Annotated in this window: 20 protein-coding genes and 1 riboswitch; of the genes, 19 read left to right on the top strand and 1 reads right to left on the bottom strand. The window is 70.0% G+C overall.

What is annotated here, in order from left to right:
• Positions 1 to 240 (bottom strand): hypothetical protein (locus VGV60_15490; protein ID HEV8702677.1); only part of this gene is annotated, 240 nt, incomplete at its 3' end.
• Between the two features lie 60 nt (positions 241 to 300).
• Positions 301 to 383, bottom strand: a riboswitch (cyclic di-GMP riboswitch).
• A gap of 393 nt (positions 384 to 776) precedes the next feature.
• On the opposite strand from VGV60_15490, the gene VGV60_15485 reads away from it, so the two are divergent.
• From VGV60_15485 to VGV60_15395, 19 genes are all read left to right on the top strand, one after another.
• Entirely contained in the window at positions 777 to 1673 is an 897-nt protein-coding gene (locus tag VGV60_15485) for an STAS domain-containing protein (protein HEV8702676.1), read from the top strand.
• Positions 1674 to 1694: 21 nt separating this feature from the next.
• The gene (locus VGV60_15480; GenBank protein ID HEV8702675.1) at positions 1695 to 2081 is read left to right on the top strand and encodes an STAS domain-containing protein; all 387 of its coding nucleotides are present in this window, start codon (positions 1695 to 1697) and stop codon (positions 2079 to 2081) included.
• Positions 2082 to 2143: 62 nt separating this feature from the next.
• The gene (locus tag VGV60_15475) at positions 2144 to 2545 is read left to right on the top strand and encodes an anti-sigma regulatory factor (protein ID HEV8702674.1); all 402 of its coding nucleotides are present in this window, start codon (positions 2144 to 2146) and stop codon (positions 2543 to 2545) included.
• The gene (locus tag VGV60_15470; protein HEV8702673.1) at positions 2533 to 3141 is read left to right on the top strand and encodes a SpoIIE family protein phosphatase; all 609 of its coding nucleotides are present in this window, start codon (positions 2533 to 2535) and stop codon (positions 3139 to 3141) included. Before VGV60_15475 ends, VGV60_15470 begins: the two co-directional genes overlap by 13 nt.
• A 4-nt stretch (positions 3142 to 3145) precedes the next feature.
• Positions 3146 to 4108 carry an ATP-binding protein gene (locus VGV60_15465; protein ID HEV8702672.1) on the top strand — a complete coding sequence of 321 codons (963 nt, stop codon included), beginning with the start codon at positions 3146 to 3148 and terminating at the stop codon, positions 4106 to 4108.
• Complete coding sequence (locus VGV60_15460) at positions 4080 to 4712, top strand: response regulator transcription factor (GenBank protein HEV8702671.1); 633 nt, start codon at positions 4080 to 4082, stop codon at positions 4710 to 4712. The genes VGV60_15465 and VGV60_15460 overlap by 29 nt, the downstream gene beginning before the upstream one ends.
• 358 nt (positions 4713 to 5070) lie before the next feature.
• Positions 5071 to 5742, top strand: coding sequence for a response regulator transcription factor (locus VGV60_15455; GenBank protein HEV8702670.1), 672 nt, complete (start codon positions 5071 to 5073; stop codon positions 5740 to 5742).
• The gene (locus VGV60_15450; GenBank protein ID HEV8702669.1) at positions 5739 to 6281 is read left to right on the top strand and encodes a transcription termination/antitermination NusG family protein; all 543 of its coding nucleotides are present in this window, start codon (positions 5739 to 5741) and stop codon (positions 6279 to 6281) included. Before VGV60_15455 ends, VGV60_15450 begins: the two co-directional genes overlap by 4 nt.
• The gene (locus VGV60_15445; protein ID HEV8702668.1) at positions 6278 to 7456 is read left to right on the top strand and encodes a hypothetical protein; all 1179 of its coding nucleotides are present in this window, start codon (positions 6278 to 6280) and stop codon (positions 7454 to 7456) included. Before VGV60_15450 ends, VGV60_15445 begins: the two co-directional genes overlap by 4 nt.
• 4 nt (positions 7457 to 7460) lie before the next feature.
• Positions 7461 to 8063: a polysaccharide biosynthesis/export family protein gene (locus VGV60_15440; GenBank protein ID HEV8702667.1), complete on the top strand. Its 603-nt coding sequence runs from the start codon at positions 7461 to 7463 to the stop codon at positions 8061 to 8063.
• A gap of 412 nt (positions 8064 to 8475) precedes the next feature.
• Positions 8476 to 9618, top strand: a complete 1143-nt coding sequence (locus tag VGV60_15435) for a glycosyltransferase family 2 protein (GenBank protein HEV8702666.1) — start codon at positions 8476 to 8478, stop codon at positions 9616 to 9618.
• 240 nt (positions 9619 to 9858) lie between these two features.
• A complete protein-coding gene (locus VGV60_15430; GenBank protein HEV8702665.1) occupies positions 9859 to 11043 on the top strand; it encodes a sugar transferase in 1185 nt (394 codons plus the stop codon).
• Positions 11044 to 11072: 29 nt separating this feature from the next.
• Complete coding sequence (locus tag VGV60_15425) at positions 11073 to 12029, top strand: hypothetical protein (protein ID HEV8702664.1); 957 nt, start codon at positions 11073 to 11075, stop codon at positions 12027 to 12029.
• Between the two features lie 243 nt (positions 12030 to 12272).
• Complete coding sequence (locus VGV60_15420; protein ID HEV8702663.1) at positions 12273 to 12932, top strand: choice-of-anchor P family protein; 660 nt, start codon at positions 12273 to 12275, stop codon at positions 12930 to 12932.
• Between the two features lie 17 nt (positions 12933 to 12949).
• Positions 12950 to 13483 carry a post-COAP-1 domain-containing protein gene (locus VGV60_15415; GenBank protein ID HEV8702662.1) on the top strand — a complete coding sequence of 178 codons (534 nt, stop codon included), beginning with the start codon at positions 12950 to 12952 and terminating at the stop codon, positions 13481 to 13483.
• A gap of 197 nt (positions 13484 to 13680) precedes the next feature.
• Positions 13681 to 15246 (top strand): XrtA system polysaccharide chain length determinant, encoded by a 1566-nt coding sequence (locus VGV60_15410; GenBank protein HEV8702661.1) that lies wholly within the window; start codon positions 13681 to 13683, stop codon positions 15244 to 15246.
• 8 nt (positions 15247 to 15254) lie between these two features.
• Positions 15255 to 16079 (top strand): CpsD/CapB family tyrosine-protein kinase, encoded by an 825-nt coding sequence (locus tag VGV60_15405; protein ID HEV8702660.1) that lies wholly within the window; start codon positions 15255 to 15257, stop codon positions 16077 to 16079.
• Between the two features lie 180 nt (positions 16080 to 16259).
• Positions 16260 to 17321 carry a uridine diphosphate-N-acetylglucosamine-binding protein YvcK gene (gene yvcK, locus VGV60_15400; GenBank protein ID HEV8702659.1) on the top strand — a complete coding sequence of 354 codons (1062 nt, stop codon included), beginning with the start codon at positions 16260 to 16262 and terminating at the stop codon, positions 17319 to 17321.
• Positions 17318 to 18637: an O-antigen ligase family protein gene (locus VGV60_15395; protein ID HEV8702658.1), complete on the top strand. Its 1320-nt coding sequence runs from the start codon at positions 17318 to 17320 to the stop codon at positions 18635 to 18637. The genes yvcK and VGV60_15395 overlap by 4 nt, the downstream gene beginning before the upstream one ends.
• The last annotated feature ends 4 nt before the right edge of the window (positions 18638 to 18641 follow it).

Here is an 18641-nt window from a genome sequence, read left to right as displayed (position 1 = left end):
CGCGGGAAAGACGAACGGACCGCGGGCCGGCAGGAGCGCCTGCAGGACGGACGCGGACAGGCGGGGCCGGACCAGCCCCGTGGTGGCCGTCTCCATGAGCCCGCCGGGGAACGGCACCAGCTCCGGCGCGGGGGAGGTCTGGGAAAAGCTGTGGTGGCCGGAGAAGACCAGCGCGGCCGCGACGAGAGCCATCCCGAGGACACAGACTCGGCGGACGGATCGCACGACGTCCCAAGGCATGGTGGCCCTCCCATGGGCGGCAGACCACCAATCCCTTGAAACTGCCTGGTGTCCCTTTCTTTCGGCGGCCCGGCTGTCAGGAAAGCTCACTCTGACCCGTGGCTTTGCGTCCCCGCCTCGCGACGGGTTTGCCCTTGTCGGGAAGGGGTCTCCGCAATCTGAAAGTTAGCTGCACCCACGAAGATAGGTGATTCCACTGAATTCGTCAACGAAAACCATCTAAATGTCTATCAGGTTAATACCTTACGTTAGATCACTGGTGGGGAATCCGGCCGAATTCGGGCCGTCCGATGGCACGATTTCCGACAAGTCGAACCGCCCTTTGGCCCGGCGCTGCTGGATTTCCCTGGCGGCAAATGGGTAATTCACCTGATAGCACGCACGGCTCCATCGGGGTATTCATGGCCACGAAACAACCGATAAGCTCCCGGAAGACTTCCGGGGGTCCGACGGTGCTAAGATGAAGGTTCTTTCCACATGGTCGCGTGATTTCGGTACCCCGGACGAGTTCGACTCCGGGGCCAGGAGGTAATTCGATGAAGGGGGGACGCAACCCGGCGAACCTGACGCAGGTGCCGACCGAATCGACCACCGCGCTCCTGCGCGAGCTGGTGAGCCATCTGAGGCAGAACCGGACCCAGCTGCGGGAGGAGTGGGCGCAGCGCATTACCGAGGCGAAGCTGCTCACGGCGATGACCAAGGAGGAGGTGTTCGCCGAGGCGACCTCCGTGTACGACAACTACGTCGAGGCGCTCGAGACGGGAACCTTCGAGGCCCTGCAGGCATACTCGCGCAATCTCTCCGAGCGCATCATCCCTCGCGGCGTCCAGACCGACGAGGTCGTCGGCATCGTGCTTCTCCTGCGCGACGTCCTCGCCCGCTCGTTGTTCGCCCGCTACCACGCCGATTTCGACAAGCTGAACCGCATCCTGGACGCCTACGAGCCGGCCGCCAACCGTATCGCCATCACCGTGGCGGTCGGGTTCGTGCAGGAGCGCGAGCGCACCATCCGCGAGCAGCAGGAGGCGATCCGGGAGCTCTCGACGCCGGTCCTGCAGGTGCGCGAGCGGCTCCTCATCCTGCCGATCATCGGCGTCATCGATCCGCAGCGGGCCCGCCAGCTCACCGAGCAGCTCCTGCGCGGCATCCGGACCAACCGCGCGCGGGTCGTCGTCATCGACATCACCGGAGTCGCGGCCATGGACTCGAACGTGGCGAACCATCTCGTCCTCACGGTGGAGGCGTCGCGTCTCCTCGGCGCGACCGTCATCGTCACCGGCCTGTCCCCCGAAATCGCCCAGACGCTCGTGAACATCGGCGTCGACCTCACCAAGATGAACACCGTCGGCGACCTGCAGGGAGGAATCGAGGAGGCCGAACGGCTCCTGGGTTACAAGGTCCTCCCGGTGGAGAAAACAGACCAGCCGTCCTAATAGAAAGAAAGAAGGTGCCCCGTGGCCGTCCCGATCCTGAAGCAGGGGGCCTACCTCATTGCCAGCGTCCAGTCCGCCCTGACCGACGCCGACCTTCTCGAGCTGAGAAACGCTCTGGTCGAGATGGTCGGGCGGTACCGGTCGCGCGGCGTCATCGTCGACGTCACGGCGATGGACGTGATGGACTCGTTCGCCTCCCGCACGCTGCGCGACATCGCCCACATGATTCGCCTGCGCGGGGCCGAGACGGTGATCGTCGGCATCCAGCCCGAGGTCGCCTTCACCATGGTGCAGCTGGGGCTGACTCTAGAAGGCGTGGCCACCGCCCTCGACCTTGAGGAGGGGCTGGCGTTTCTGGATCGGGGGAGCAAGAAGATAGCCCGTGATCTGGGCGCGCACGGCGCATGAAGGGAAAACGCCGCGGCGCCCCCCCCATGGCGGCGCGGGTGTCTACACCGAGGCAGGCTGCAGTGAACGACGAGACGAGGGTCCCGATCAATTCGGACCAGGACATCGTCGCCGCGCGCCAGCGGGGGCGGGCCCTGGCGCAGCAGCTCGGGTTCTCGAACAGCAGCCTGACCCTGATCGCCACCGCGATATCGGAGCTGGCGCGCAACATCCTTCTCTACGCCAAACGGGGCGAGCTGAGCCTCGGGGTCGTGGAGAACAACGGTGCGAAGGGGATCACGGTCATCGCCCGGGACGAAGGACCGGGCATCCCCGACGTGGAGCGGGCGATGGAGCTCGGCTTCTCCACCTCCGGCAGCCTCGGTCTCGGGCTCCCAGGGGTGAAGCGCCTCATGGACGAGTTCGAGATCGTCTCCATCGCTGGCGGCGGGACGACCGTGAAGGCAAAAAAATGGAAGCGATGAAAGGCGACCTCATCGACTGGGGTGTGGCGGCACGTGCCCTGGCGGGAGAAACGGAATCGGGCGATCGCTGCCTGGTCAAGAGGATGGGGGACGGAGCGCTCCTGGCCGTGGCGGACGGCCTCGGTCACGGGGCGGAGGCCGCCATGGCGGCCGAGCTGGCCATCAGGACCGTGGAGGCCCACGCCCTCAGGCCGCTGACCGAGATCGTGGAGGCCTGCCACCGCGTGTTGCTCCGGACGCGCGGCGCGGCGCTGAGCCTGGCGCACTGGAACGCGGAACGGCGGGATCTGACCTGGGTCGGCGTGGGGAACGTCGAGGGGCTGCTCCTGAAAGAAGGATCCGGGAGCCGACCGGACCGGGAGCGTCTCGTGCTCCGCCACGGGGTGGTGGGGGACCGGCTGCCGGCTCTTCAGGCCTCCACGGTGCCGGTCCCGGGAGAGGGGATCCTGATTCTCGCGACCGACGGCATCGCGGACGGCTTCGATCAGAGCGTCGAGATGCGCGCCGCGGCGCAGCCCCAGGCCGATGGGATCCTGGCGCGCCATTCCAGGGACGCGGACGACGCGCTCGTCCTGGTGGCGCGCCTCGGGAGGTGAGATCGTGCAGGACACGGCCATCCGGGAACTGAAGGAGCTGTTCGCCAGGGCGCTGCGGGAATATCTCGCGGACGGAGGCGAGGCCGCTCTGCAGCAGGCCTACGAGCTGGGACGACGGGCGATCGGCGACGGTGTCGGCGTCCTGGATCTGGTCGCGCTGCACCAGGAAGCCCTGAACGCCGTCCTGCGGGAAAGCCGGGCGCCCGAGTCGTGCCTGAGCGCCGTGGACGCCTCGGAGAGGTTCCTGGCGGAGAGCCTGTCGACGTTCGAGATGACCCACCTCGGCTTCCAGGAGGCGGTCGCCGCGCTGCGCCGGCTCAATGAAAAGCTCGAGGAGGAGGCCCGCAGGATCGCCCACGCCCTGCACGACGACGCCGGACAGCTTCTGGCCTCGGTCCACCTCGTCCTGGAGGAGGTCTCCGCGGGACTGCCGGCCCGCACCCGCGATCGACTCAGGCGGGTCCGCGGGCCGCTGGACGAGATCGAGAAGCACCTGCGGCGGCTGTCGCACGAGCTGCGCCCGACGATCCTGGACGACCTCGGACTCCTGCCGGCGGTGGAATTCCTCGCGCAGGGGGTCGCGGCGCGCGCCGGGATCGAGATCCAGGTGGAGGGAACGGCCCGTCCCCGCCTGCCGTCGGGCATCGAGACCGCCCTGTACCGCGTGGTCCAGGAGGCGCTGCGGAACGCCACGAAGCACGCCTTCGCCACGCGCGTCGACATCCGGTTCGAGATCGGCCCGGAGGCGGCGCGCTGCATGGTGAAGGACGACGGGCGGGGCTTCGATCTGCAGGCGGTCCTGGACCGCAAGGGGGAGCGGGGCCTCGGATTGATCGGCATGCGGGAGCGCCTGAGCGCCGTGGGCGGGCAGTTCACGATCGATTCCGCCCCAGGACGCGGGACGGATCTTCGCATCATCATTCCTCTGGAGGGACGCGATGGCCACACAGGTGCTTCTGGCCGATGATCACCAGATGGTACGGCAGGGGATCCGGGCGATGCTCGAGCACGAAGGCTTCAGGGTCGTCGGCGAGGCGGCGGACGGCCGCGAGGCGGTCCGGATCGCCGAGACCACGCGACCCGACGTCGCGATCCTCGATCTCGCCATGCCGGGGCTCAACGGCCTCGATTCCGCGCGCGAGATCCTGCGATGCTCCGATCGAACCAAGGCCATCCTGCTGACGATGCACACCGAGGACCCCTACGTGCTGGAGGCGCTGCGCGCCGGCATCAGCGGCTACGTGCTGAAGACCCAGGCCACGGTCGATCTGGTCCAGGCGATTCGCGAGGTGACGCGGGGGGCGGTCTACCTGAGCCCCGGGGTGTCGCGGACCGTCGTCGAGGCGTACCGCAGCAAGTCCGAGTTGCCCCCCGACCCGCTGAGCCCGCGCGAGCGGGAGGTCCTGCAGCTGGTCGCCGAGGGGAAGACCACCAAGGAAGTGGCGGCGCTGCTCGGCGTCAGCGTGAAGACGGCCGAGTCGCACCGGATGCGCATCATGTCGAAGCTCGGCATCCACGAGACCGCCGGTCTGGTCCGCTACGCCATCCGCCGCGGATTGATCCAGCCCTGAACGGGTGCGCCGGGCACGCGGCGCCCGGCCCCCGCCACTCATGAATGTTCCTCCCGCCCAATCGGGTCATCACCTGATGTTCCCGTCCGCGCGCTCGCCGTATGGTGAGGGCAGTCGCCGGCCCGTCTGAGCGCGGCTGACCTGCCCAGCGATACGGGCAGGCTGATGGACCGGCTTCCGGGGGCCCCGCGACAGGGACTCCCGGAAACCGGAGCCGGAGGGCAGTCATGAATCGCAGGAATTGTCGGGCCGGGATTCAGAGCCTCCACCCATCGAGAGCCACGGGGAGGTCCGCCATCAGACCCTCGCGTCGGCTCCCCGCCCTTCCGGAAGCCTTCCGGCATGAGGGCGGGCCCGGGTGGATGATGCAACGGGGAGACGGGAGCGGTGGTCGCAGATGTCGATCCGGGTGATGGTCGCGGACGATCATCCTGTCGTCCGCCAGGGACTGAAATTCATGCTGGCTCGGGAAGGCTTCGCGGTCGTCGCGGAAGCCGCAGACGGGCGCGAGGCGCTGCGCCAGTCGGAGGGGACCCACCCCGAAGTGGTGGTGCTCGATCTGGCGATGCCGGGCCTGAACGGCATCGACACCGCCCGCGAGATCATGCGGATCTCGCCCGGTACCAAGACCATCATCCTGACCCAGCACGCCGAAGAGCCGTACATCCTGGAAGCGCTGCGCGCCGGGGTCCACGGCTACGTCCTGAAATCCCAGGCGGTCTCCGACATGATCCAGGCGATCCGCGACGTGCATCGCGGGCGTCTCTACCTCAGCCCCGCCATCTCCAACGTCGTGGTCGGCGCCTACCGCGAACGCGGCGAGCTGCCGCGCGACCCGCTCACGCCGCGTGAGCGCGAGGTGCTGCAGCTCATCGCCGAAGGCAAATCGACGAAGCAGGTGGCGGAGGTCCTGGGGATCACGGTCAAGACCGCCGAGTCCCATCGGAGCCGCATCATGTCCAAGCTGGAAATCCACGAGAAGGCGGGGCTCGTCCGCTACGCGATCAAGCGGGGCCTGATCCAGCCATGACGAGCGCAGCACTTGCCCGCGACAGCGACAGCCCGCCACGGCCGGGCTGGCACGTGATCTGGACGCAGAGCCACTGCGAGCAGCTCGTGCACGATCAGCTCGCGTCCCGGGGGTTCGAATCGTTCCTGCCGAAGGTCAACGTCTGGTCGAGCCGGGCCGGCCTGCGGCACCTGGTTCGCCGCCCGATGTTCCCGGGATACCTGTTCCTGCGCCACGCCATGGACAAGAGCTCCTACCTCAGGGTGCGCCAGGCGCGCGGGCTGGTTGCCGTGCTCGGGGAGAGCTGGGAGAAGCTGGCGGTCGTCCCCGACGCCGAGGTCGAGTCGGTGCTAGCGCTGGCGCGATCGGATCTCCCGTGCATGCCGCATCCGTACCTCAAGGAGGGGATGCGCGTGCGCGTCACTCGCGGCCCGCTCGCCGGAGTCGAGGGGATCCTCGAGCAGCGCAGCGACCAGAAGGGCCTGCTGGTTCTTTCGGTGGACCTGCTCTCGCGCAGCGTGGCCGTGCAGGTCGACTGCACGGTGGTAGATCGCGCGTGAGTCCCGCGCGCAGGCCGCCGCTGGTGCCGGGGATGCTCATCTGCGGGGGCCTTCTCTTGCACGGGGCGGCGCGCGCCGGGTCGGACGTCTCCCTGCGCGGCGCCCTCTCCCTGACCGGCGTCGAGGACGACAACCTCTTCTCGACTCCGGGGACCGGGACGAAGGATCGCATCTCCCGGCTCACGCCCCAGGTCGCGGCGGACTTTCGCTCGGCGCGCCTGTCGCTCGCGGGGCGCTACGCCCTCGATGCGGAGCGCTACGCGGAGCACCCGGAGCTGGACACCTCCCGGGCGCGCCAGCACGCGGCGATCGATCTGTCGGCCCGGCCGTCGCACCGGGTCGGCCTGGCGCTGCATGGCGACTACGTGACGACGCTCACGCCGGGAGGGGACCTCAACCTCGCGACCGGGCTTGCGGCCGGCCGCGTGCGCGCCCGCCGCCTCGAGGTGAGGCCGTCGGTCGACTGGCGGGCCGGCCCGGCCTCCGGCGGCAGCCTGACCTACACGCAGACCATGGACGACCTGTCCGGGGGCGCGTCGACAGAGACCCGGGCCGCGGCCCTGGAGCTCGAGCGGCGGACGTCGCCGCGGAACACCGCGAGCCTCCGCCTCGGAACGACCCGTTACGACTTCGACGCGCCGGAGGTCACCACGGCGCACGTTCTGAGCGTCGGCTGGGAGCGGGATCTGGGGCGGAGTGCTGCGCTCGTGCTGCGCGGCGGCCCGCGGTTCTCCGAGGGGAACACCGATCCGGAGCTCTCGGCCTCGGTCCGGGGCGATTTCAAGAGGACGCACCTGGCGCTGACGTGCGGCCGCAGCCTGGTCACCGTCATCGGCCGCGCCGGCGCCGCAGTGACCGACAGCGTCCAGCCGTCCGTGGCCTTTCAGCCGCGCCCGTCGTTTCAGGTGAGCGCCTCCCCCGGGTACTTCCGGATCCGGGACGCGCGCGGGGGACCCGAGGCCACGGTGTATCTGTCGGACGTCCAGGCCGCGTGGCACCTCGGGGAACGGCTGTCGCTGGTCGGCGGCTACCGCAGCGCCCGGCAGCGCGGCGCCCTGGATCCTCCCACGGGGGGCGCGGCAGGCCCGATCGCCCACCACACCTTTCTCCTGAGCCTGGTCGCCCGGCAGGGCGGGCGATGGGCCAGGTCCGGCGGCGTCCCGCCCGCGGAGTGAAGCGATGAGAGCCATCCGATCCGTCGCGCTGTGCCTGGCCATCCTGGCCATCCTGTTCATCCCGGGTCCGCCGCCCGCGGCGCAGGAGCGGTCCCCCGGCCGGAGCGGTCCCCCGGAAACCACGTCCGGGGACTACCGGATCGGGCCCGAGGATGTCCTCACAATCGCGGTCTGGAAGAACGAGGCCCTCGGCGGGGAGATGCCGGTGCGGCCGGACGGGATGATCTCGCTGCCGCTCCTCAACGACGTGCAGGCCGCAGGCCTCACCCCCATGGAGCTCAGGGACGTCCTCGTGAAGCGGCTCTCCGAGTACATGCCGTCGCCCGAGGTCTCGGTGATCATCAAGGAGGTCCGGAGCCCGAAGGTCTCGATCCTCGGAGAAGTGGTGCATCCCGGACGCTACGACCTCAAGGGACGGACCACCGTGCTGGATCTTCTCGCCCTGGCAGGAGGCCTGACCGAATTTGCCTCGCGCTCGCGCATCGTCATCCTGCGCGGCGACGGTCCCGGACCTGCCCGCATCCGGTTCAACTACGGCAAGGCGACGCAGGACGGGGCAAGGGAGAACATCGAGCTGCGTCCCGGCGACATCGTGCTGGTGCTCTGATGGCCCCGAACGCAGAGAATGGGTCCGCCGCCCCGGCCGGAGACTTTGCCTCCATCCGGCAGCCGCCCGGCTGCCCCCCCGTTGCCCGGGCGGCCAGCGGGGCGGCGGACACCATCCCGCCGCCAGGCTCCCAGGAGTGTGTCCGAGTATTCGGCCGGGCCGCGCGCATGGGGCTTGCGGATTGCAGGCAAGGAGCGAGGAGGAGAGCGATGCGGGTTCATCGCCGACGACGAGCGACGCGGTATGCAGCCGCAATCCCCATGCGCCCTTCGGGTTCCGGCGGCGTGGGGCCGTCTGCTTCGTTGCCGCGCCTCGACGATGCTCTGGCATCGGACGTCGTCGCGGCGCCTCGCATCCGGCCCCACGGCGTCCGGAACGCGACCCGGCCCAATACTCGGACACACTCCTAGCCATGGGTGCGGTCGCGCTGTTCTGGATCTCCGTCATCCTGATCGGCTACACGTACCTCGGCTACCCGCTGCTGATCCGGGCCTGGGCCGCGCGGCACCCGGGACGGCCCGCGGCCGGGTGCGACCTCCCCTCGGTCTCGGTCGTGATCGTGGCGCACGACGAGGGGGCGCGCATCGCCGCCAGGATCGAGAATCTCCTGGCGCTGAGCTATCCGAAGGACCGTGTCGAGATCCTCGTCGGATCGGACGGATCGACGGACGACACGGCGGCGCGCGCCCGGACCTTCACCGGGGACGGGGTGCGGGTGGACGATTTCAAGGAGCGCCGCGGCAAGGCGGCCGTGCTCGGCGATCTGCTCCCCCTCTGCCGGGGAGAGATCGTGGTCCTGGCGGACGCGCGGCAGCGGTTCGAGGCGACGGCGCTCGAGGCGCTCCTGCGCCCCTTCGGCGATCCCGCCGTCGGCGCGGTCGGCGGCGAGCTGATCCTGACCGATCGGCCGGTGGCGACGACCGTGAGCCGTGGCGTGGGCCTTTACTGGCGCTGCGAGACGGCGATCCGGGCGAGCGAGAGCCGCATCGACTCGACCGTCGGGGCCTCAGGGGCGGTCTACGCCATCCGGCGCGCGCTGTTCGAGCCGATTCCCGCGGACACGATCCTGGACGACGTGCTCATCCCGATGCGCATCGCGCGCCGCGGCTACCGGGTGGTGTTCGAGGCCGGGGCCCGCGCCTACGACCAGCCGGCGGAGACTCCGCGCCAGGAATTCGTCCGCAAGGTCCGCACTATCGCCGGAAATTTCCAGCTGTTCGCCCGCGAGCTCTGGCTTCTCGACCCGCGCCGCAACCGTCTCTGGTTGCAGACCGTGTCGCACAAAGGGCTCCGTCTGCTGGGCCCCGTGCTCCTGGCGGCGATCCTGGGATCGAACGTCCTGCTCGCCGATCGGCCGCTCTACGCCGCCACGCTGCTGGCCCAGGGGATCTTCTACGCCGCGGCGCTGGGCGGCGCGCTGGCGGGCGCGGGACGTGGCGGCGCCGTCCTGGCCGTGCCGTACACGGTCTGCCTCCTGAACTGGGCGACCGCCGTCGCATTCCTCCGCGTCGTCACCGGGCGCCAGCGCGTCACCTGGGAGCGGGCCCCCGTCTAATCCCCGCCACTCTCCCTAGGCTCCTAAGGTCTTCCCCGAGGAAACCGTCGGGCGTTCTCCGCAGCGCGATTGAGGATTCCACCGATTGTGCGGGCCTTCCTTCGCGCGTACAACAGTTCACGTCAATGCGGAACAATCCGCCGAGGCGCCCACGACGGGGATGAACGAGACGATGAGCGGGCTGACGAAGGGATCGAGGATGGGCCGGGGGCCGCGCGGGGACGCGGGGCGGAGCGCGTCATGACGGCGATGCTCGGCGCGCTGATCCAGGCTATGGCCGCCGTCCGGCCGCTGGCCCGGCGCACGGTGATCCTCGGGACCGGCCCCATGGCCCGCACGGTCGCGCGCGAGATCGCGGCGCGCCGCGGTTGCCGTGAGGCGATCGTCGGAGTCGTCGCCGAGGCCCCGGGAGGAGCGCCCCGGGCGTTCGGCTCGCCCGTCCTCGGGGCTCTCGGCGATCTCGACGAGGTGCTGCGCCGCGCCGCGCCGGGGCGCGTGATCGTCGCCCTGCGCGATCGGCGTGGGCGTCTTCCAGTCGAAAGCCTGCTCGACGCCCGGGTGCGCGGCGTCGCCGTGGAGGAAGCGACCGAGGTCCTGGAGCGCCTCACCGGAAAGATCGCCATCGAAGCCGTCTCCCCCGGCTCCCTCGCTTTCGCGAGCGAGTTCAGCGGCTCCCGGCTGCACGACGCGCTGGCGCGCGCGCTCGGCGTCCTCGTGGCGGGCCTTGGCCTCGTCCTGATGGCGCCGCTCCTGGCGCTGGTCGCCATCGCGATCAGGCTGGATTCGCCCGGTCCGGTCCTGTTCGTCCAGGAGCGGGAGGGTCTCCGCGGCAGGACGTTCCGTCTCCTGAAGTTCCGGACCATGCATGCCCCGGAGGGTCCGACGACTCTGTGGGCGCGGGACAACGGTGATCGCATCACGCGGATCGGCCGCTGGCTGCGCCGGTTCCGTCTCGACGAGCTGCCGCAGTTCGTCAATGTCCTGCGGGGGGACATGAATCTCATCGGTCCCCGCCCGCAGCCGCTGCCGAACTGCGATCTCTTCGCCCGCACGGTGCCGTACTACCGCCTGCGCTCCGCCGTGCGTCCCGGAGTGACAGGCTGGGCCCAGGTCCGTTACGGGTACGCGAACGACCTCGAGGAGGAGACGGAGAAGATGCGCTACGACCTGTACTACATCAAGCATCGATCCGTCTGGCTGGACGTGCGCATCCTGCTGGACACCGTCCGGGTCGTGCTCCAGGGCGGCGGCGCCGAGGCGCGCGAAGCGGCGGCCTCCTTTCCGGCCCGCGTGGGAAGCATGGCGTTCCTGCCGCGGATTCCGCATCGGCACGGCGCAGGACGAAGCCACCGGCTGAGCTTCCGAAGGGACCCGCTCGGGATGCTGGAGGATCCGCACCCGCGCCCCGGCCCGCGGCTTCCATGACCACCATCAGCCACCGGGAGGAACTACGCATGAGACCGAGCCGACTGAGCCGCACCTGTCGGGTCCTGTCCTTCCTTGCGGCCGCCGCCCTCATCGCCTGGATCTCGATCGGGCGCGGGACCGGCGCCCTCGAAGTTCCGACGATCGCCCCGATCTCGCAGGTGGCCGGCCTCGCCCGCAGCTTCGCGCCCGGGGACGTGCTGGTGTCGCTGCGCACCGGCGAAGTGCAGTGGCGCGCCGGCGACGGCTCGCTCGTGGGCGTCCTGGTCAACCTCGTGCCCGGAAAGGCGGAGGGGATGGGGTTCGACGCCGCGGGGAACCTGTACGTCTCGCACTACTGCGCCGACGCCTCCGTCTGCGCGGCGGGGAACTCGGTCGAGAAATTCAGCCCGCAGGGAATCTCCCTGGGTGCCTTCGGGAGCGGTTACGACTGCAACCCGTACGCGTTCGCCTTCGATCGGCTGGGGAACGTCTATGTCGGGCAGGCCGACTGCTCGGGAGACCTGAGGCAGCTCGACCTCTCGGGGACCTTCCGGACGGCCTTCGACGTCGCCAGCGAGGGCCGGGGCTCGGCGCGCATCGATCTCGCCGCCGACGGCTGCACGATGTTCTACACCTCGCAGGGGCCGAACGTGAAGCGCTACGACGTCTGCTCCCGCCGCCAGCTCCCGGACTTCAACGTCGCGCCGGTGCCGGGCGGCTACACGGGGAGCCTGCGCATCCTCCCCGACGGCGGGCTGCTCGTGGCCACCGCGGACGACGTGACGCGCCTGGACTCCGCCGGCCGGGCCGTCCGCCGCTACGACCTGGCCGACGAGCCGGACCTGTGGATCGGGCTCGACCTGGCGGGGGACGGGACCTTCTGGGCCGCCAATTACGGCTCGTCCGACGTCTGCCGGTTCGATCTCGCAACCGGGACCCTGCTCGGACGGTTCAACGCCGGGACCCCCACGACGACCGTGAAGGACGTTCTCGTCAAGCGCTGATCGGTGCCCGCGGCGCGCGGGCGATGTGCCGCGGACCCGGTCCCGGGGAGCTTCCCCCTCCCATCCCCGGGGCCGCGGCCCGCGTCCAGAGCCGGTTTCCCGGAAACACCCTCGTCCCTTCCCGATGATTTCCCATCCGCGCCTTGCGGGATCGACCAGATGGCCCGAGGTCTCGCACGGCCGTAGTCTCGCTCGTGAAGGTTGGTTCGATTCCTGAACGCAGTTCTTTCCATGGAGGTCAGCATGAATCACGGAACGAACGGACTTGGCAGGCTGGCGGCGCTCGCCATGGCAGCGGCGCTTCTGGCCTTATGGCCCGCGGCCGCGATGGCGCAGACCGTCGACGGCGCCGCCACCGCGATCCAGGCGAGCGTCCTGGGCATGAGCACGGCACTCGCGGACACGGGACCGCTGGCCGACGCGCAGGACCTTCGAGAGTCGTCGGAGCCCACCGCCGCCATCCTGTCGGTCGGCAGCGCCGGCGTCCTGCACGCCGCCACGGGGAGCTCGACCAACACGCCGCAGCCCTTCGTGGCGTCGGAGTCGTCCCTCGCCGACCTGGCCCTGTCGGTCGCAGGCAACTCCGTGTCCGCCGCCTTCGTCATGGCCAGGGCGATCGCCCCGCAGGGGGGCACCCCGGTCGGCACGTCGGAGTTCGACGCCCTGTCGGTCAACGGCATGGCGGTCCCCGTGAGCGGCGCCCCGAACCAGATGGTGTCCCTCCTGGGAGGCCGGCTGGTCCTCAACGAGCAGATCGCGTCGACGGCGGGAACGACCGTCAACGCGCTGCACCTGGTCGTCGACGGCATCGCGGACGTGGTGATCGCCTCCGCGAAGGCGGGAACCGGCTCCGGCGGCTCGTCGGTGCCGCCGCCGATCCTGCCGCCCCTGCCGCTGTTCTAACCGAGGAGACTGAAACGATGACTCTCAAGAGAACGATCGCGCGCAACGCAGTCCTGGCATTTGCGGTCTTCAGCCTGATACTGACCGGCGGCGGGCGGACCTTCGCCTGGCCGACCGACAATCTGCCTCCGTCCGACTTCGTCACCGGCGGGGGATGGATCGTCGGCACCCCCTCCGGCGCCAAGGGGAACTTCGGCGTCGGCGGAGGGGTGAAGAACGGCGCCTTCTGGGGACACCTCAACTACCTCGATCACGGCAGCGGCATGCACGTGAAGGCGACCAGCATCACCGGCTACGTCTTCGTGGACGACAGGACCCGCGACATCTGCGGGACCTACGAGACGAACACCGGGGACTCCGGCTACTTCCGGGTCCGCGTGACCGACAACGGCGAGCCCGGCCGAGACGACTTCTTCGGGATCAGGCTGCAGAGCGGCTATCTCGCCATGGGCGACCTGGGCGGACCGGACCCGGGAGGCGGGAACATCCAGCTCCACAAGGGGAACGCCTCCAACACGCCCCCCGCGACCGGCTCCTACTGTCCGGTCTGATCGCATCGGCGGCTGCTCCCGGAATCCTCCACGCTGCAACGTTCCGGGGGCAGCCGGCTGACGCGCGGCTCGGGGGGCGCGCGATGCGGGATCTCCCCGGTTCCGGTTCGGTAGTTTCCCCGATAGGCCGCGCCCTTCGGGCGGCGTAAGGTGACACGAAGGCGCGGGCCGATCGGTGGCCCGGTGAGAGAGGAGCCATGCGCGGACAGTCGGAACAGGGCGAGGGGATTCACCGGGTCCTCGAAATATGGGGCCGGCGGTGGTGGCTGGGGGTCGCGGTCTTCCTCGGCGTGCTCGTCCCCGGGCTCAGCTTCGTGGCGTTCCTCCCGGATATGTACCGGGCGACCACGACGGTCCTGGTGGAGAGGCCGCAGGTCTCGGAGACGTTCGTGCGTCCGGCGGTGACCGAAGAGCTGGAGACCCGGATTCACGCCCTCAGCGAAGAGATTCTCAGCCGGGCGAACCTGGCGGAGCTCCTGACGCGTTTCGATCTCTATCCCATCCTGAGGCAGAAGGCTTCCGTCGAGGACGCCATCATGAAACTGCGGCGCGACATCGACCTGGACCTCAAGGGGGTCGAGAACGGCTGGAGCCGCGGGGCGACGGTCGCCTTCGTCCTCGGCTACAGGGGGCGGGATCCCCGGAAGGTGGCGCAGGTCGTGAACACCCTGGCGTCGTTCTACGTGGAGGAGAACACGAAGGTCCGTGAGGCCCAGGCCGCGCGGACCTCCGAGTTCCTCAAGTCGCAGCTCGCGGAGATGAAGCAGAAGCTGGCGGACCAGGAGAACCTGATCGGGCAGTACAAGAAGCGCCACGCCGGCGAGCTGCCGCAGCAGGTCGAGGCGAACATCGCCGGCCTCGAGCGGCTGAACGCTCAACTGCAGCTCAACAACGAGAAGCAGATCCGGGCCATGGAGCGCCGTGACCGGCTGGCCGGGCCATCCGGCGACGCGGTGGCGGGGCTGGATCCGGAGGACGATGAGGGGCGCCTCGGCCGGCTGAAGCAGGAGCTGGCCGCGCTGCGCCGGCAGTACAGCGCCAAGTACCCCGACGTCGTGCGTCTCGAGCGGGAGATCGCGGCGCTCGAGGACCGGATCGCCGCGCGGGCCGAAGCGCCAGGCACCACGGGGGGCGCCGTCCCGGCCGGGGCCGAGGCGCCTCCCGCGAGCGCCAGCCGGCGCGGCCCGGATGCGGAGATCCAGGCTCTGAAGCGCGAGGAGGAGCGCCTGCGGCAGACCATCGCCGCCTACGAGCAGCGGGTGGACAACGCCCCCCAGCGACAGCAGGAGTTCGAGGCTCTGTCGCGCGATTACGAGACCACACGGGAGCTCTACGACTCCCTCCTGAAGAAGCACGAGGAGTCGCTGCTCGCCGAGAGCATGGAGCACGGCCGGACGACGGAGCAGTTCCGCGTCCTGGACCCTGCCCTCCCGCCCAGCGCGCCGGCGGCCCCCAATCGGATCTGGCTGTCGCTCATGGGGCTCATCGTGTCCGTTGGACTGGCGGTGGGGGCCATGGCCCTGGCCGAGCAGCTCGACACCTCCTTTCACACCGTCGAGAGCCTGCGCGCCTTCACCAGGGTGCCGGTGCTGGCCAGCATTCCGCGCATCGTCACCCGGGGGGACGCCTTCCGGAGGGGCCTGAGGATCGGGGTGGCGGCGGTGGGGCTGGTCATGGTGCTGGCGGCGGCCGCCGGCGCCTCCTGCTACCTGGCGCGCGAGTACGAGCCCCTGGTGTTCATGATGAGCGGCGGCCGCCTCTAGGAGTGTGCATGCCTGAGTCGATCGGCGCGGAGCGTCCGTCACGGATCGGACCGGTCCGGCCGGCGCCCGAGAACGCCTCCGCGGGCGGGGCGAAGAGGCTCGATCCCCATCTGGTGAGCCTGTCCGCACCCGCGTCGTTCGAGGCCGAGCAATACCGGACGCTGCGCGCGCGCCTCGAATCCCGCCAGGAGGGGAAGGCGATCCAGGTCGTGGCGGTCACCAGCGCCACGGTCGGAGACGGCAAGACCACGACCGCCATCAACCTGGCCGGGGCCCTGGCGCAGTCCTCCGAAGCCCGAGTCCTCCTGGTGGACGCCGACCTCCGCCGCCCGTCCGTGGAGTCGCTGCTCGGCTGGAGCGGCCCCGGGCTGGCCGACGCCATCCTCGACACGGACCGTACCCTGATGTCCACCGTCCGCCAGGACCCGTCGATGAACCTGTCGGTCATCACCGCGGGCCGGAAGCCCGAGGCGCCGTACGAGGCGCTGAAGTCGGCGCGGCTCGGCACCCTGTTCGAGGAGATGCGCCGGCATTACGACTACATCGTCGTCGACACCCCGCCGCTGCTTCCGGTCCCGGATTGCCGCTTGATCGCGCGGTGGGTGGACGGCTTTCTCATGGTCGTCGCGGCGCACCGCACCCCCAGGAAGCTGTTCGAGGAGGGGATGAGCCTCCTGGATCCCTCCCGGGTCATCGGGCTCGTCTTCAACGGCGCCAGCCGGCCTTATTCCCGCTACTACGGCCGGTACCACGCGTACGGCCACCCGTCGCGACAGTCCGCCCCGGGCCCCCGGCCTCCTTCGCGGCCCGCCCCGCGTCCCACGTCGGGCTGATCCGCTCAGGGAATTCCCTGAGGGGCTTTGAGGGATCCACTGATTGATGAGGGGCGATCGCCGTTGTAGTAATGATGCGCACAATGGCTTTGATGCGTCGTTCCCGCAGGCCCCCGAAACCGAAGGGGGCGAAGCCCGCCCGGAACCAGGCTCCATGACGAGGGTCTCGAGACGTTCCCGATGCTGAGAGCGGAAGTGGAGAGGAGCATTGCGTCGATCGCGCCGGGGCGATTCCGGGGCCGGGATCGGGTTCCCGCCCGTCGCCTGGTCGCGCTCGGCGGCGGAACCGGACTTCCGGTCGTGTTGCGCGGCCTGAGGAAGGGGCTCTTTCCGCGGCCGAGGCGCGCCGACTCCCTGGAGCGCGAGCGCCTGACCGCCATCGTCAATGTCGCCGACGACGGCGGCAGCTCGGGCAGGCTGCGGCGGGCGTACGGCGTGCTCCCGCCCGGCGACATCCGCAACTGCCTGGTGGCTCTGGCCGACGAGGGATCGGCCCTGTCCCCCGTCTTCGATTTCCGCTTCGAAGGGAACGGGGGGCTCGGGGGGCACAGCCTCGGAAACCTCATCCTGACCGCCCTGAGCCGGATGGAAGAGGACTTCTCCGTGGCCGTGGAGCGAGCCGCGGGCCTGCTTGCCACGCGCGGCCGGGTCTTCCCGGCGACGCTTGAGGACGTCTCCCTGCTCGCCCGGTTCGCGGACGGCAGCCGCGTCGCCGGAGAATCGCGGATCGCGGCGGTCCGCCGCGCGGTCCGCCGGCTCAGCCTGGTTCCCCCGAAGGTGAGGGCGCTGCCGCAGGCGCTCGAGGCTGTCGAGCGCGCGGATCGGATCGTCATCGGTCCGGGAAGCCTCTACACGAGCCTGATCCCGATCCTGCTGGTCGAGGACCTCGTGGAGGCGGTGGCGCGATCCCGGGCCCGCGTCATGCTCGTGATGAATCTGATGACCGAGCCGGGCGAGACCGACGGCTACAGCGCCTCGGACATCGTGCTCGCCCTTCGCCGGCACGCTCCCGGCCTGCCGATCGACGACGTCCTGATCCACGACGCGCCGATCCCCCGGTATCTGGCCGCGCGCTACGCCGAGAGCGGCGCGGTCCCGATCAAGGCCGATCCGCGTCTCATCCGGTCCCTCGGGTGCCGGCCGATCGGGCGCGACCTGCTGAGACGGGGCACCAAGGTCCGTCACGATCCGGTCAAGCTGGCCCGCGCCATCCTGGGGACGCCAGCCGGAAGGCGGGCATGAGCGCCGGCCGGAGCACCGAGTGGTGGAGGCCGGAACTCGCGCCGGCGGCGGCCGATCGACTCCCCGCGGAGGTCCCGGGAGACGCGGCGCGCGCCGGGAGCGAGACCCCCTTCCGGGCGCTCATGGCGTTCACCTTCGTCCTGCTACTCGCCCCCCAGTCCTTCGTTCCGGCCCTAGCGCCGATGCGTCCGGGGCTCCTGATGGCGGCGATCGCCATCACGACCTACCTGTTCGATCGTCTCGTGAGCCGCCGGCCGATCCTGAGAATTTCCCCCGAGATCGCGGCGTCCGCCGCCCTTCTGGCCTGGGCGGTCGTGACGCTTCCCATGTCGTACTGGCCCGGAGGGAGCCTGGCCTTCATCCTCGAGGTCTATTCCAAGACGCTGGCGATCTTCTGCCTGCTCGTCCAGGTCGTGGTGACGCCCCGCAGGTTGCGCACGGTGGCCTGGGGGCTGGCGCTGATGGCGATGCCCCTGGCGGCGTTCGGCATCCGCGAATACCTCGCCGGGCGCTTCATCTCATCCGGCGCGGTCCGGCGCATCCAGAGCTACGATGCCCCTCTGACGCAGAACCCGAACGACCTGGCGCTGATGCTCAACCTCATCCTGCCGCTCACCCTGGCGTTGATCCTGATCCAGCGTGCGCCTCTACCGCGCCTGGCCCTCATCGTCGGCGCGCTCCTGAGTGTCGTCGCGATCATCCTGACGTTCTCGCGCGCCGGCTTCATCACCCTCGCCGTCACCGGCGCCTTCTATCTGGCCAGGACCCTGAGAAGGCCCGGACGGGGCTGGGCGCTCGCGGTCCTCGTGCTGGCTCTCCTGGGCACGCCGTTCCTGCCCCAGGGGTACCTCGATCGGCTGAGCACCATCACCAACATCCACTCCGACCCGACGGGATCGGCGCAGGAGCGCTGGGGGGACACGCAGGCGGCCCTGGAGTTCGTCTCCGAGAACCCCGTGGTCGGCGCCGGAATCGGGATGAACGCCCTCGCCCTGAACGAGCTGCGTGGGGCCCTTTGGAAGAAGATCCACAACGCGTATCTCGAATACGCGGTCGATCTGGGCCTGCCGGGGCTGGCGCTCTTCCTGATCATCCTCGTCGGCTGCATCCGGGCCACCGTCCTGGTCATGCGGCGCACGGCGGCCCGGCCCGAAGGGCGCGACCTGTTCCTGCTCGCGGAGGGAATCCAGGCCGGCCTGGCAGCCTTCGCGGTCGCCGCCCTGTTCCACCCCGTCGCCTATCACTTCTATTTCTACTACCTGGCGGGTCTCGCCCTGGCGGCGCGGGCGGCGTGCGAGGCCGGGATACCAGGCTGAGACG

It is taken from the genome of Candidatus Polarisedimenticolia bacterium, assembly GCA_036001465.1.
Classification (GTDB): domain Bacteria; phylum Acidobacteriota; class Polarisedimenticolia; order Gp22-AA2; family Gp22-AA2; genus Gp22-AA3.
Note: the sequence above shows the minus strand (reverse complement) of the source record. Positions and strands in the feature narration are given on the sequence as shown.

Bases quoted from the DNA above. Each gene is read 5' to 3' on its own strand.
- VGV60_15485 (HEV8702676.1), top strand. From the start codon at position 777: ATGAAGGGGGGACGCAACCCGGCGAACCTGACGCAGGTGCCGACCGAA.
- VGV60_15470 (HEV8702673.1), top strand. From the start codon at position 2,533: ATGGAAGCGATGAAAGGCGACCTCATCGACTGGGGTGTGGCGGCACGT.
- VGV60_15460 (HEV8702671.1), top strand. From the start codon at position 4,080: ATGGCCACACAGGTGCTTCTGGCCGATGATCACCAGATGGTACGGCAG.
- VGV60_15450 (HEV8702669.1), top strand. From the start codon at position 5,739: ATGACGAGCGCAGCACTTGCCCGCGACAGCGACAGCCCGCCACGGCCG.
- VGV60_15440 (HEV8702667.1), top strand. From the start codon at position 7,461: ATGAGAGCCATCCGATCCGTCGCGCTGTGCCTGGCCATCCTGGCCATC.
- VGV60_15435 (HEV8702666.1), top strand. From the start codon at position 8,476: ATGGGTGCGGTCGCGCTGTTCTGGATCTCCGTCATCCTGATCGGCTAC.
- VGV60_15430 (HEV8702665.1), top strand. From the start codon at position 9,859: ATGACGGCGATGCTCGGCGCGCTGATCCAGGCTATGGCCGCCGTCCGG.
- VGV60_15425 (HEV8702664.1), top strand. From the start codon at position 11,073: ATGAGACCGAGCCGACTGAGCCGCACCTGTCGGGTCCTGTCCTTCCTT.
- VGV60_15420 (HEV8702663.1), top strand. From the start codon at position 12,273: ATGAATCACGGAACGAACGGACTTGGCAGGCTGGCGGCGCTCGCCATG.
- VGV60_15415 (HEV8702662.1), top strand. From the start codon at position 12,950: ATGACTCTCAAGAGAACGATCGCGCGCAACGCAGTCCTGGCATTTGCG.
- VGV60_15410 (HEV8702661.1), top strand. From the start codon at position 13,681: ATGCGCGGACAGTCGGAACAGGGCGAGGGGATTCACCGGGTCCTCGAA.
- VGV60_15405 (HEV8702660.1), top strand. From the start codon at position 15,255: ATGCCTGAGTCGATCGGCGCGGAGCGTCCGTCACGGATCGGACCGGTC.
- yvcK (HEV8702659.1), top strand. From the start codon at position 16,260: ATGCTGAGAGCGGAAGTGGAGAGGAGCATTGCGTCGATCGCGCCGGGG.
- VGV60_15395 (HEV8702658.1), top strand. From the start codon at position 17,318: ATGAGCGCCGGCCGGAGCACCGAGTGGTGGAGGCCGGAACTCGCGCCG.